Origin of the sequence: Stieleria tagensis, assembly GCF_024129865.1 — a bacterium.
In the GTDB taxonomy this organism is placed as follows: Bacteria; Planctomycetota; Planctomycetia; order Pirellulales; family Pirellulaceae; genus Stieleria; species Stieleria tagensis.
On sequence record NZ_JAMYFE010000022.1, the window covers coordinates 64,306 to 78,052 of the forward strand.

At 56.1% G+C, this 13,747-nt stretch carries 10 protein-coding genes and 1 pseudogene; 5 read left to right on the forward strand and 6 right to left on the reverse strand.

Annotated elements, in window-relative coordinates; translation table 11 throughout:
• Both NHH03_RS03885 and NHH03_RS03890 read right to left on the reverse strand, forming a co-directional pair.
• Entirely contained in the window at nt 1-813 is an 813-nt protein-coding gene (locus tag NHH03_RS03885; RefSeq protein ID WP_253154431.1) for a sugar phosphate isomerase/epimerase family protein, read from the reverse strand.
• 153 nt (nt 814-966) lie between these two features.
• Nucleotides 967-3,789, reverse strand: a complete 2,823-nt coding sequence (locus NHH03_RS03890; RefSeq protein WP_253154432.1) for a 2-oxoglutarate dehydrogenase E1 component — start codon at nt 3,787-3,789, stop codon at nt 967-969.
• A 337-nt stretch (nt 3,790-4,126) separates the two neighbouring features.
• Between NHH03_RS03890 and NHH03_RS03895 the strand changes: the two genes are divergently transcribed.
• Entirely contained in the window at nt 4,127-4,732 is a 606-nt protein-coding gene (locus NHH03_RS03895; protein ID WP_253154433.1) for a hypothetical protein, read from the forward strand.
• A gap of 90 nt (nt 4,733-4,822) precedes the next feature.
• Nucleotides 4,823-7,141, forward strand: a complete 2,319-nt coding sequence (locus tag NHH03_RS03900) for a tetratricopeptide repeat protein (protein WP_315861422.1) — start codon at nt 4,823-4,825, stop codon at nt 7,139-7,141.
• Between the two features lie 274 nt (nt 7,142-7,415).
• Here the strand turns inward: NHH03_RS03900 and NHH03_RS03905 are convergent, their stop codons facing one another.
• The 3 genes and pseudogenes from NHH03_RS03905 to NHH03_RS28320 all read right to left on the reverse strand — a co-directional run.
• A complete protein-coding gene (locus NHH03_RS03905; RefSeq protein WP_253154434.1) occupies nt 7,416-8,042 on the reverse strand; it encodes a hypothetical protein in 627 nt (208 codons plus the stop codon).
• 723 nt (nt 8,043-8,765) lie between these two features.
• Nucleotides 8,766-9,533 (reverse strand): zf-HC2 domain-containing protein, encoded by a 768-nt coding sequence (locus tag NHH03_RS03910; protein ID WP_253154435.1) that lies wholly within the window; start codon nt 9,531-9,533, stop codon nt 8,766-8,768.
• A 72-nt stretch (nt 9,534-9,605) separates the two neighbouring features.
• Nucleotides 9,606-9,707, reverse strand: a pseudogene (locus NHH03_RS28320) (anti-sigma factor family protein); the annotation flags it as partial.
• Between the two features lie 459 nt (nt 9,708-10,166).
• Between NHH03_RS28320 and NHH03_RS03915 the strand changes: the two are divergent.
• Together NHH03_RS03915 and NHH03_RS03920 are read left to right on the forward strand one after the other, a co-directional pair.
• On the forward strand, nt 10,167-10,517 hold the full coding sequence (locus tag NHH03_RS03915) for a hypothetical protein (protein ID WP_253154436.1): 351 nt from the start codon (nt 10,167-10,169) through the stop codon (nt 10,515-10,517).
• Between the two features lie 169 nt (nt 10,518-10,686).
• Nucleotides 10,687-11,244, forward strand: coding sequence for an RNA polymerase sigma factor (locus tag NHH03_RS03920; protein ID WP_253154437.1), 558 nt, complete (start codon nt 10,687-10,689; stop codon nt 11,242-11,244).
• A gap of 42 nt (nt 11,245-11,286) precedes the next feature.
• On the opposite strand, the gene NHH03_RS03925 is transcribed toward NHH03_RS03920, so the two are convergent.
• Nucleotides 11,287-12,867: a TolC family protein gene (locus tag NHH03_RS03925; RefSeq protein ID WP_253154438.1), complete on the reverse strand. Its 1,581-nt coding sequence runs from the start codon at nt 12,865-12,867 to the stop codon at nt 11,287-11,289.
• A 133-nt stretch (nt 12,868-13,000) separates the two neighbouring features.
• Here NHH03_RS03925 and NHH03_RS03930 point away from each other — a divergent pair, with 133 nt between their 5' ends.
• Nucleotides 13,001-13,564, forward strand: a complete 564-nt coding sequence (locus tag NHH03_RS03930; RefSeq protein ID WP_253154439.1) for a membrane or secreted protein — start codon at nt 13,001-13,003, stop codon at nt 13,562-13,564.
• Nucleotides 13,565-13,747 lie beyond the last annotated feature (183 nt).

Below are 13,747 nucleotides of genomic sequence, written 5' to 3' on the forward strand. Positions count from 1 at the left end.
CTAACAGAGTTGGGCGAGCGTGCGATCGAGATAGCTTTTGGTGTGGTCGAGCAATTGTTCGTAACCGATCGTTTCGACGTCTTCACCGATCAATTCGACTTCCCACGCCCCGCGATAGCCGTGTTCTTGCAATCGTTCCATCAACTCTCGCAGCGGAACGCAACCGTCACCGAGTAGGCAACGATTCATCTCTCCATGCGGGCAATGACGACCATCGCCCAGTTGAACCAAATGGATATGGCGGGCGACATCGGGCAACCAACGTTGCGCTTCACGATCCATTCCCATGTGGTAGGTGTCCATCACCAATCCCAACGATGGATTATCAACGCGTTCGATGATATCCAAAGTAGATTGCAAGTCGTTCACAAACGACCATTCGTCGCCACAGCCTGGGTGAATCGGTTCCAGTGCAAGTTGGATCCCATGTTCGGAGGCGACAGCGGCCAATCGGGAAAGCGCTTGGCAAAGCGTCCGCCGCAGATGGGTTTGGATGTGATTGTTTTTGCCGCCTGCCAAGACGATCAAGGTGTCCGCACGCAGTTCAACCGCTTGCAACACGGCGCTGATCGCGTCCGACACCGCATCTTCGAAAGTACGTCCGTCGCTGCCGGTGAATCCGCCGACCCAAGACAGCGACGTGACACTCATCGAGTGTTCGTCGAGCAGTTCGATTGCACGCTGCAATCCATAGTCATCCAGTTTGGGACGATAGAGTCCAATGCCGTTGAATCCACGCTCGGCGTAAGCATGAACCTCTGATTCCAGATCCCAACGAAGTGTTGATAGCTGGCTTACGGAAAGCGTGTTCATCCGTGCTTCGGCCCTGATGGTTATCTGCAAACAATTCAGCTCGCCCGTGCGAGACTTGCCGTTCCGAATGGGACGACGGCGTGATTGTAGCGGATCGCTCAAGCCACCGATGCGCGAACTGTTTGATGGCAAAAGACTTTTTCGAAGATCGTGTTAAAGCCCTTCAAAAGCCGTTTCCAGCAACTCTTTTTGTTCCAACAGGTGAGCCGCCATGCTACCAGTGCTGGGGCTGGCCGATTCCTCACGTGTCACGGGAACCAAAGTCCATCCGGCGCTGACAAAGTCATCACCAAAGTTCAATTTGATGTACGGCCAGCTGCCCATGTTCAACGGTTCGTCTTGCACAAAATAGACTTCCGAGCCACGCGGCAATCCATCGAGCGCGCCGAGCAGTTCTTGGCTTTCAAGCGGATACAGTTGCTCGATCCGCAACAGTGCAACGTCATCAATCCCGCGTTCCGTACGACTCTTTTTCAGATCATAAAAGATCTTTCCGGAGCACAGCATGACACGTTTGGCTTGGCTGATTTCGACATCGGGATCGTGCAGAATTTTTTCAAACGTCCCTTGGCACAATTCGTCGCGGCTACTGACCACCTCGGGGTGCCGCAGCAAACTCTTGGGCGTCAGCACGACCAACGGCTTGCGCCATTTGCGGATCACTTGCCGGCGGAGCAAATGAAAGTACTGCGCCGGCGTGGTGGGCTGGCAAACTTGAATGTTGTGTTCGGCTGACATCGCCAAGAAACGTTCGACGCGGGCGCTACAGTGCTCCGGCCCTTGGCCTTCGAAACCATGGGGCAACAACATCACCAAACCACTTAACCGATTCCATTTGTCTTCGGCGCTGGCGATGAACTGGTCGACGATCACTTGGGCACAGTTCCAGAAGTCACCGAACTGGGCCTCCCAGAGGACCAAATCGCTAGGCGAATCAAGCGAATAACCGTATTCAAATCCCAGCACCCCGGCTTCGCTAAGCGGGCTGTTGTGCATTTCGATCGGCCCCTGATCATCACTCAGATGTTCCAGCGGCATGTAGGTTTGCCCGGTCTTGACATCATGCAACACCGCGTGACGTTGGCTGAACGTACCACGCTGGCAATCTTGCCCGGTCATCCGCACCCGCAAACCGTCGGACAACAGGGTGGCGAATGCGGCCAGTTCGGCGGTTGCCCAATCAAAGGGCTTTTTGCCGGTTGCCATACTGCGACGGTTGGCGATCAACCGTTTCAGTTTCTTGTGCTGTGAAAAACCACTGGGAAGCCGTGTCGCGGCATCGACCAACTGTTCCAGTTTCTCTTCGTCAAACGTGGTGTCGGTCGGTTCGGCCGGCTCGGGTCCACCGAAAAATTCGCTCCAGTTGTCGGCCAACGTCTGCGTATCGGGAACAAATTTTTCGTGCTTGCTAGCTGCAAACTCGGATTCCAGTTTTTCCGTTCGCTTCTTTTGAATCTTCTCGGCTTCTTCGTCGGTGATTTTGCCAAGCGTTTTCAAGCGGTTCAAATACTGTTCGCGAACGCCCGCACGACGGTCGATCTCGGCGTACATGCGTGGCTGAGTGAATCGCGGTTCGTCGCCTTCGTTATGCCCCCATCGGCGGAAAGCGTACAAATCGATCACCACATCGCGCTGGAACGCGTGACGGAAATCCATCGCCAGCGAAACCACTTGGGCGACCGCTTCGGGGTCTTCACCGTTGACGTGAAAAATCGGCACCTGCAGCATTTTGGCAACGTCGGTTGCATAGGTTGAACTGCGGCCCTCCTCCGGTTCGGTGGTGAATCCGACTTGGTTATTGATGATCACGTGCAACGTGCCGCCGACGCGATAGCCCTTCAATTGGCTTAGATTCAATGTTTCTTGAACCACGCCTTCACCGGCAAAAGCAGCGTCGCCATGGATCAGGATTGTCATCGCCTTGCGGCGTTCGGTGTCACCGCCATGGTCTTGTTTACAACGGGTGCGGCCCATCGCAACGGTGTTGACATATTCCAGGTGACTGGGATTGAAACACAGCGAAATGTGCAACCGGTGGCCGCTGGCTGTTTTCCAGTCGCTGCTGTAACCCAGGTGATAACGGACATCGCCGCCCCCACGACTCATTTCCGGGTTGGGATCGTCGAACGACCAGAAAATGTTCATGGCGCGCTTCTTCAGAATGTTCGCCATCACGTTCAAACGACCGCGGTGCGCCATCCCCATCACGACTTCCAGCACGCCATGCTCGGCGGCTTTTTCCAATGCCAAGTCCAGCATCGGAATCAGCGTCTCGGCGCCTTCGAGTGAAAAGGTTTTCGCCCCGACAAATTTGCGGCGCACGAATTCTTCGAAAATCGAAGCGTCTGCCAAGCGGGCATAAATTCGCCGCTGCACGCTGTGCGAAAGCTCCAACCGATTCTCGGTGCTCTCCATTCGTTGCTGCAACCAATCGCGGATATTGCGATTGTCGATGTGCATGAATTGGGCACCGATCGAGCGACAATAGGTGTTTTTCAGCTTGGTCAATATGACGTCAAGCGTGTCGCCCTGGACATATTCGACCGCCGTCGTCTGCAGCGGACGCTGCAGGTCTTGGTCGCTCAGCCCGTAGCGTTTGGGGCTCAATTCGGGGGCTTCGCCGCGATCCATGCCCAACGGGTCGAGCTGGGCTTTTAAATGCCCCCGGACGCGGTATTCACGGACCAATTGGTTGACGCGATCCTGCATCCGCGACATCCACAACGCCTGGTCGGTGGCTTCGTTGCCCGTGGAACCCTTGCGATTAGCGACCACACTGCGGTCGCCGCCAGTTTTGCCGCCGGGTTTATGGGCGGTTCCATTCGCTGCGGCGCTGCTGTCACCAGCGGCGGCAACTGGCGGTTTCCCGACCAGGAACTGCTCGAAATACTGCCGCCAGGTATCCGACACGCTGCCGGGGTCCTGCACGTATTGGACATACAAATCGTCGATGTAGTCCAAGCTAAAACTATTCATATCAACCGATGCCGATCACGGGCGTGGTCTTTGGAGGGGCGTGTGAACGTGTAACGCAGTCGTTAGGGAACATCGATCGACCTCGCATGTCTTTGCACCCGTTGCACACAGTCTAGAATTAGGTCCGACAAACGTCACCCATCCTGCGGCCAGGCCTGAGCGATTTTTGCAAAAACATCTGTCACATTGCCCGCAGTTGTTGTTGGCCAAATTCAGATCACCACGTTATCGTTCTGTGGTCGCGGCTTTGCAACGGGACAATCATTCCGAGCAAAGATTTCAAAAGTTTGTCATTCGAGAAATCTTCCATCCGGCTTCCGTTCACAGGACACTTTGCATGACCAACCTTCGATTTCGGCGTTCGGCCGTGCTGGCGGTCGCCGCTACGGTGTGCGTGTCCGGATGGGGACTGGTTGCTCAATCCCCACCCGACGCTCCGCTTTCACAGCCGGCACCGTCGCAGCCGACTGAACTGGTGGTGCCTGACCAACCGTTGCCGCCCCGCGGGCCCGCGCCGGACGATCCCGTTTTGCGAGAGCGGATCGAGCGGGCGCTGGACGGCGATCCCGATGCAACCTCCGGCAATCCGCTGCAGAGCGATGTGCTGGATCTGATTCGCCGTCGCGGAAGCCTACTCAAGGGCAGCATACTGGACCCCGACAGCGATTCCGACCAGGATTTCCGTGGGGGGCCGCGCCCGGTCGCCAATCAACCAACCGGTGAATTGAGTTCCCAGCAACAAAATCAATTCTATGCCGCCGAAATGTTGCTCAAGACGGCTCGATTGCTGGGAAAATTGAATTCCGACGACGATCAAACTCAACAACTCGCCAGCCAGATGCGTGGGCAAGCCGCACGCCTGCTGGCCGACGCGCTGTCTGCCGATGAGTTGACAGCGAACAGATTGCCTGCCGATGCAGGCAGGGCTGATTCGCGGCCCTAACACTCATTGCGGCCGACACCCCCTCCCGGCAATCGCTGTGACGCTTGCCACCATCCTCCGTTCCATAATCCACACCGACTGACATTCGCCGTGACGGCACCCACCGAACCGACCCCCGTGCCGCCCCGGCAACCTTCCAAGCGGCTTTGGCTGCCATTGGTTGTCGTGTTGACGTTGATCGCCGGCGCCGTATTTGCCGATTACTGGTCGGCAGAACCATTGGATGTATCGCCTAAATTTGTCGGCCGTGATTCCTGTGTCGCCTGTCACCAGACCGAAGCCGACGCGTTTGCCGGTTCTGACCACGACAAAGCAATGGACCTGGCCACCGCAGAGACGGTGCTAGGCGATTTCAATGATGTCACGTTTGAGCACGACGGGATGTCCAATCGCCTGTTTCGCGACGGCGATCGATTCATGGTTCGCACCGACGGCGAAGACGGCCAGATGCAGGACTTTGAAATCAAGTACGTGTTCGGCGTCTACCCGCTGCAACAGTACATGGTCGAATTCGACCGCCCCGACGACAGCCAGGCTTGCGAGATCGGGCGTTTGCAAGTGCTGCGAATCTCGTGGGACAGCCGCAACAACAAATGGTTTTATCTGCGTCCACCAGACGTCACCGACAAACTGGCCGCCGACGATCCACTGCATTGGACCGGAATCGCACAGCGCTGGCAAACGATGTGCGCCGATTGTCATTCGACCAATTTAGAAAACCATTTTGACACCCAAACGGCCACCTATCACACAACGTTTTCGGAAATCGATGTCAGCTGTGAAGCCTGCCACGGGCCGGGCTCGCTGCACATCAAATTGGCCAACAAAAAGTCGTTGTTCTGGGACCGACACCATGGCTACGGGTTGGCAAAACTAAAAGGCCACGATCCCGAACCGCAACTCCAGACCTGCGCGCCCTGTCACAGCCGCCGCGCCGTGATGGCTACTGGCTTTGAACCGGGTGCGGACTACTTTGATCATTTTCGCATGGAAACGCTCGGCGAGTCCACTTATCACGGCGACGGACAGATCAAAGACGAAGTGTACGTGTACGGTTCGTTCATTCAAAGCAAGATGTATCACAAAGGGATTCGTTGCACGGATTGCCACGACCCGCACTCGCTGAAACGAAAACACCCCGGCAACGAAACCTGTACCTCGTGTCACCAACACGCCGCGGGCAAATACGATGTGCCCGCACACCATCATCACGCCCCCGGCAGCGAGGGCGCCAAGTGTGTGAATTGCCACATGCCACACACCACCTACATGGAATTGGATCAGCGACGGGATCACAGCATTCGAATTCCACGCCCCGACCTATCGGTCAAACTCGGCACACCAAACGCCTGCAGCCACTGTCATGTCAAAGACCAACTGGAAAAGTTTGCCCCCGACCAGCAGGATACATTCCGCAGCCGTGAATACGCGCAGTGGTTGTTGGCTGCCGAGCAGGACGGCGGACAAATCGTCGGAGTGGACGGGGAATCGTTGTCGGAAATGATTCGCAAAACCGACCAGTGGTGTGATGACGCCTGCGCGAAATGGTACGGGGACCAGCGAAACCTGACCCCGCACTTTGCCGAAGCACTCGTGCCGCTGCGGCGGGGTGATGCCGATGCGGAACAGGCCGCTGCCAAGTTGCTGCAGATCAATGACGAGCGCGCACCGGCGATCGCCAAAGCAACGTTGTTGGAAGAACTGGCCCGACGCCGCTACCGCGGATTGCCTAAGATCGCGTTGGAGTTGAGCCAGCAAGCCGACCAGCATCCGATGGTCCGCTCCGCTGCTACCGCATCCTTGGCGATGGCTAATCCCGCGATTGCCAAGCCACGGTTGATGCAGCTGTTGAAAGACGACTCGCGATTGGTACGGATCTCCGCTGGCCGAGCCCTGTTGAGTTCACCGGCCTTTGCCGAACTTTCAGCCTTCGAACGCAACCAGTTGGATCCAGTCATCAAAGAAATTCATCACGAATTGATGGCCACGCCGGACCGCAGTGGCGCGCACGTCAACTGGGCCATGGTCTGTGAACAACTCGGGCGCTATGGCGAAGCGATCGAAGCCTATCAGACCGCGATTCGTGTTGAGCCCCGAACCACGGGGCCACGATCGAATCTATCGAACCTGCTGGAACAACTCGCCCCCAGCGTGCCGCCTGGCGAACAAGCGGCGTTGTTAAAACGTGCCAAGCAATTGAAGCAAGAGGAATTGCCGCTGCTGGCCCGCGATGCCGGCCTGGCACCCGAGTTGGGCGCAATCCAATATCGCTATGGGCTGGCGCTGTACCTGGACGGTCAAATGGACAAGGCCCTCCAGCAGTTGGAAAAAGCCGTCCAGCTGGAACCGGACAACCAGGATTTTCAAACTGCCGTCAAGCTGCTGAAAGAAAAGATGGCCGAAGAATAAAGGGGCATTCCCGGGCGGTTTGTCCCGCAGTCGGATCCCGCCAGAGGTCCGTTTCAGACACATCGCCGCGACAAGGTGTTTACTGTCGCTGATGATTCATCAACCGTGGAACGTTAGCTCACGGTTCCTGATTACCGACACGACATAGGCCAGGGAACCGGACGCTAACGCGTGCCGGCTGATTTGCGCAGATCGTGTTCTGACTGTTTTTCGCAACACTTGACCAACGATGAATTTGCGTCGCTTCGATGCCAATGTCATGAATCATCCGCGACTAGTGCTGGTGGTCAGAGTGATCGTGGCCGTCGTGTGAACCGGCTTGCTTGAGCTCTTCGGCTTTGGCGAGCACTGCGGCCGGGTCGGCCTGAGCCTTCTTTGTACAACCAGCACAGCACAAGTAGACGGGTTTGCCATCGACTTCCAATTTGATCGGCGCGCCCATTGATCCGAGCAAGCTGGTGTTTGCCACAGCACAGAACTTTTGTGCTTCCACGGCACTGCGTTCTTCGACTGGCAACTTGGCAAGTGTTGCAGTCGAGGCCCTCAATTTGGCCACGGTTTTCAGTGTCTTTGCACCTTCTTTTTCCGCGTCTTTGACACAGCCCTTGCAGCACAAAAAGACGGGTTTGCCTTCGATCGCCACCTTCAGCGGAGTGCCCATCGCGCCCAGACGATCGTAGGTCATGATGGGGCAAAAGCGTTGCTCCTTGGCAAGCTTTTGATCCTCAGCCGAAAGCGACGACAGTGCGGCGGTGATCTTCTCTTCCGTTTTCTTGATGTCCTGATGGTTATGAACGGCGTGATCTTCAGCTTCGTGTGCAAACGCAGACAATGATCCAAAGCTACCCGCAATGAGTCCGAGCGTTAGCGATAAAATGAGCGGTGATCGTTTGGTTGACATCAGTAAAATCCTTGGATTAGGGGATGGGGGGAACCAATCGTTCGCCAAGAAGCGGAATCGATGTTCGTTATTGATTTAGATGCGCGGTCCCACCGAATCCTTCACCAAATTCCAAATTCTTTTCGACCAGATACCACAGCGCGAGTTTTCGTGTGCAGCATTGTTTTTTGGTAACCCGACGCGTCAGCGAAGGATCCCGTTTACACCCTAAATCCCTCGCTGACGCGTCGAGTTGCGATAAAAACGCAACTTCAAAACTGACGCGTCGGTTTTTTCAACTCAAATGGATGGGCAAATCGCCACGTTGATCTCTTCACTTGCCCGCTAGTCACTATCCACGGGATCCAGTGGAATTGGCCCCTCCAGGCCGGAGGCCGACACATGAATTGCCGGTGGTATCAGCCACCGGTCTGGAACCTTAACGAACCCGCCAAGCCCCGGAGGGGCGACACAGCTGCCCATCTGTGTCGCCCCTCCGGGGCTTGCGATTTCATTGCCACTCTTTCCGGTGGCTGACGCCACCGGCAGAGGTTGTGTCGGCCTCCGGCCTTATTACTTGAGATCACCCATGGGCTCACGCCCATGGCGACATGCTGCCGCCGCTTCGCGGCTCAGGACCATCTCGTTCTGAGAGACACCGATCATCACCAGAAGCGTCATTCATAAAATCGACGTCCCGAGCGGGCCAGTGAATGGCAACAGCGCAATTTCAAAACTTGCGCGTCAATTCGCTGCCAGCAATGGATCGAGTTCCTGCAATTCACGCAGTCCGATCGCTGTCATCCGACTTCGGCCGGAGTTCCATGTAACGGCGAGTCCCTGATCACTCTCGCTGACGTGCAACTCGCGGTTGCCACGTTGTACCCGTCGGACTGGAAGATCGCCAAAGTTGACGTCCTGCCCACGACATTGTTCGACAACCATGAATGTCGAACCATCCGGTCGCTGACAAACACAGGCAACACAGTTGCACTCGCCGGGGCCACAGCTACATTCGCCCTCGACGCAATGGCAGTCGGGCATCTGAAGCAGCTGCGTCGAAACCAAAATTGCACCATCAAGCAAAGTCGATGCGACCGACGGTTTGTAACCCAGATCCTTCACGACCTGCGCGACGGAAGCCTCTTTGCCACGGTATTTCGTGGACAGTGATCGCATCGCTTCCAAGGTGTCTGATTGCTGAAGTAACACCGCGTCCTGAAAGTTGATCGCAGTGATGCCGTCGAACTGGGAACCAATGTGTTTGGAGCCTAGATGGGAATGCCCTGAATGGGCGACCGGCTGCAGATCCTCGGTCCGTCGTTGGCTCCAGGTCAGAATCAAGATGGATGCCGCGATCGCAGCGAAAATGACCAGGATGCCCCTTGCCCGAGACGACTTGCGATTATCACGTACCAATCCATCGGGCTGCGTTATGGGCTGCCGAGTCACTACGGGATGTTGATCGTCGTTCAGTTGCGCCGCGATCACCGACCATGGGGAAGCTTGCATCGTCGTCGCATCGACATCGCGGGCCAAGCTGCGGATGCGCTCAAAGCTCGCGATTTCGGATCGACACGACGCGCACCCCTGGAGATGTGAACGAACTTGCTGCGACAAAACGAGCGAAAGTTCGTCATCAAAATATGCAGACAGTTGTTCTTTGACGCTTTCACAACGCATCATTGTCACTCTTCAGCAAGTCGATCCGTTCACAATCCAAGCCAAACCTCACGACGATTTCAATGCCCATTCGACGGCTGAATCACAGCGTCGATCTACCGCATTTGGATGCTTTCCAGATCGCGTTTCTTCACGTTGTTTCAATTTTATTGAAATCATGACCGTCAATGAATAGAGCCACCACCCGGCGTTGCATCAAATGATCTCGTTTTTTTCTCGTCAATCCAATCGGTTTGCCTGCCCTGCGACGATGTTGCTTCAGGTCCGATACCGATCGGCAATCGCAATGGCGTGGCAAATTTGTTCTGAAAAAATCCAAACCCCGTGAAGAACCGGACTTGCTGAAGCATCAAAGTTCGCACCTCGGATCGTCGGAACGACAAGCGTCGTAGCTGGCGAGCCGCGGACAGGGTCCCAAAACGGGGCACTGTACGAATCGCGATCACGGAAACCCGAGACGAAGTGTATGCCCGCTTGGCCGGCGATTTGATCGAAGCCGGCTATCGCGTCGTGCGCGCGTTATCGGCAACTGACGCTTTGAAGGCGCGTCGCAAGTACCAACCAGGAATCGTCGTCGCACAGCTAGCGATTCCCAGCAAACACGCATGGCAGTTGGCTCCGAAACTGGCGACAATCGGCAGCAAGACTCGGGTCGTGTTGTATGGCGCTGATATCCCAGTCCATGACTATGCGATGGCGGCCTTTCTGGGTATCGAGCAATTGATCGAGTACCGTGGTGACGTGTTTCGACTTTCAACGCGTTTGCGTCAATTGCTGAGCAGCAGGTCGCCCGAGCAGACGAAATCGGCGTAACGCGATGTGCAGGAACGATCTGTCACACGGATCCAGCAGCCCACCTTGATACCCCAGATGGGTATGAATAGGATGACGAGCAGTGCTGTGTCAATCATCACCAGCCTGCTGGATGTTCCGCGCGTTCGATCATCGGCCTCTTCAACGGATAAACAGGACGCCTGACTTGTTGAGCGATCTACGCAAGACCAACGAGCGAACATTGCCGACCGACGCATTGGTCCACCAGTGCATTAACGGGGACCGTGATGCGATGGCGCAACTGTACGAGCGCTGCAGTGGTCGCGTTTATGCGCTGATGGTTCGAATCGTTGGTCGCCAGGACGCCGACGATGCAATGCAGTTGGCGTTCTTGCAAATTTTTCGCAAGCTCGATCGCTTCGGTGGCAACTCAAGTTTGGAAACGTGGATTTACCGTGTGGCGACCAACGAGGCGTTGCAGTTGTTGCGTCGCCGCAAACGCGACACAGCCGACACATTCAGCTTGGAACCGGAAACGAATGTGAGTCCCAGCGGACTACGGCTAGAAGATGCCGAGATGCTGCAAACCGGCCTCGCAGCGATCGAGCCCCAACTGCGTGCCATCCTGACATTGCGGGAGGTCCAGGAGCTGTCTTATGCGGAAATCGCCGAGGTCATGGACATTCCCGAAGGCACGGTCGGTTCAAGATTAAACCGCGCCCGTCGCGAACTGCGATCCGAGCTCGAACGACTGGGATGGGGGTAAAAACGGTAGCCCTGGCGGCATCGTCTTGAAAGCCTGCTACCTCTAATAAGTGCATCCCACGGTGCGATCAATCTGGGCGACCGTTCCAGCAAGTGTGGCGTTAATCCGGGCGAGTTGAATCTCAAACATCAACAACTCGCGATAGGTTTCGATCAAAGTAAAAAAGTCACTGCGCTCACCCCGGTAGTCCGCGATCGCCAGCTTCAAAGTGTCTTCGGTTCGGGGAATGATGCGATCGCGGTAGATGTCGTTTTGCTCGACCAGCGAATCGGCTTGAGCAAGCAAGCGCCGCAAACGGCCAAAAATCTCGTTGCGTTCGGCTTCATACCGTTGCATCGAACTGCTGGTGCGTAGATTGGCTTCCCGAACGCCTGCATTGATTTTGTCACGCCAAATGGGCAGCGTCGTGCCAAACATGATGCTCAGGTTGTCGTTCCCGTTGGCAACCGGACTGATCACATCGTGTCCGTCACTGACGATGCCCCAATTCAGACCGACTGTGAAGTCAGGGTACTTTTGAAGACACGCCAGCCGTTGCGTTTGACGGTCTCGCTGAATTTCAGCGGCAAGTCCACGAAGGCTGGGATTGCACTGTTCGGCCTGGGCAATCAAAGCGTCCAACTGTTGCGGTGCGTCATCAACGCCAAGCTGATCCATGGCTTCCGGCAAAAGCGAAACCGGTTGTTGCAGCAATGCCGCAAGATCCGCCTGAGCAATTTCCTTTTGTTTCTTTAACTGAACCAACTGATCATCTAGCCGATCGGTTTCAAGCTGCGCGCGGAGCACATCTTGCTGAGTGCCGCCTGCACGGTAGCGCGCTTCGGCGACTCGGGTCAGATCGTCAACCAAGACTTGAGTTTCTTCGATGATTTGATACGCGCGAGTGGCGTACCACACTTCATAGTACGCCAGCCGTACCGACTCGGTAATCTGTCGTTCGATTTGCTCGACCTCTGCCTGAGCAATTTGTGCTTCGCGAGTGACGATCGCCCCTTTGGTGCGCAACTTGTCAGGAAAGGGCACACCCTGCTGAAGCGACATTTGGTTGGCGATCCGTCCGCCTGCTGTTTGCAACGCGTTGTCCGGCAACGGCCAAAACGTGTTGTTGAATTGTGGATCCGGAAGCGCAGTGACTTGCGGGACCCGCTGGAGTTCCGCACTGACACGTTGACGTGCCGCGCGAAGGCTCGGGTGCACGGCAAGCGCTTGATCGACAAAGTACTCGACGGGAGCTGATCGGGAATCAGACGCGGTAGCGCCAGAGTGGGGAGCGTCCGTCATTTCAACCCCCGTGTCGACTTCAGCTTCCAGCATCGCCTCGAACATTTTGCCATCTTCGCCGGCACCGACGGTGTCATTGCCCGCCACCAAGACGCCCTCTCCCGAAGCTGCGTCATCGCCATAGCTGGCCGTCTGGATCACGGGCTGGCGGCCGTCTTGGTCCTGGCGAAAAGTGTCGGCAGACCGGCTATCGGTGGCCGCGGAGCTGAATGTCATGGGTTGTGACGGCGGCGATCGGTCTGGACCCGAAACACACCCGCCCAGGCAAACGGCAAACAGGGACAGACCCAGTCGATGACGTTTTCGCGAGCCCAAAAACAGCGTGTTTTGTTGAGGTTCCATGACAAACTGGCTCCATCCAGCTATCCTTCCAAACGGAAAGTGTGGCGATGAAACAGATTCATCTTGAACCTTTTGCCCACATTTCCGATATACTCGGTATACCGTCTGTAGGTATTTGTTTCGGAAGGTCCAAGTGTTTCACTCTTGCTTCATTCGCACCGTCGTCAATCTTTCACTGATCGTCGCAATGATGATTCAGCCGGGGATTGCATTGGTATTCGCGGATGACTGCCGTGCAAACGGTGCATCGGCCTTCACTTGCGAGGGCTGCGGATGCTGTGAAGTGTCCACAGCGACCGAGCAATGCGGTTGTTGCGACGGACATTCCGAACAGCAGACCGCTGGCGAGTGCTGCATGGACTCCGGTGGGTCTTCCACGCCCCAAACGATGGACGAAGGGGACTCGGTTCAAGCCTCGCTCACCCCGGTGATCGTGCTCAGCACCGCTGATTCGCAGCAGCCTGGCCCCCACCGAATCGTCACCGGTTGCCATTGTGGCTTTCAAAGCCAACCCATGGGTGAACCGTCGCCTGTGCGTCCGGTAATCGAGCAGCGGGAATCCGTTGCCGTCCGATTCACTGATTTGGCAGCGATCTTTGGGGAGGTGGTTTCCGGATTACCCCGCGTGGTGCGCACCGAAGATGCCCCTGCGCCGCGACACTCTCGACAAATCGATCTCTGTATCTGGCGCCTCTAAATCCGCCTGCATTGTCAGTTTCACGCACGTTTCACAGGCTGCGTTAGAGCTGTATCTGATTGAAAGCGGAAGTCATTGAACCGTTCGCTGCTGGTTCAGCATTCAGCCCTTCGATGAAACAAAACTTTGGTGACAACGTTTTCTCGCTGCGCCGCGCGCCCTACCCCATTTGAAATGACAGGG

Excerpts from the sequence above, each read along its gene's own strand:
- NHH03_RS03890 (WP_253154432.1), bottom strand. The coding sequence starts at position 3,789 with ATGAATAGTTTTAGCTTGGACTACATCGACGATTTGTATGTCCAATAC.
- NHH03_RS03905 (WP_253154434.1), bottom strand. The coding sequence starts at position 8,042 with ATGTCAACCAAACGATCACCGCTCATTTTATCGCTAACGCTCGGACTC.
- NHH03_RS03885 (WP_253154431.1), bottom strand. The coding sequence starts at position 813 with ATGAACACGCTTTCCGTAAGCCAGCTATCAACACTTCGTTGGGATCTG.
- NHH03_RS03925 (WP_253154438.1), bottom strand. The coding sequence starts at position 12,867 with ATGGAACCTCAACAAAACACGCTGTTTTTGGGCTCGCGAAAACGTCAT.
- NHH03_RS03895 (WP_253154433.1), top strand. The coding sequence starts at position 4,127 with ATGACCAACCTTCGATTTCGGCGTTCGGCCGTGCTGGCGGTCGCCGCT.
- NHH03_RS03910 (WP_253154435.1), bottom strand. The coding sequence starts at position 9,533 with ATGCAAGCTTCCCCATGGTCGGTGATCGCGGCGCAACTGAACGACGAT.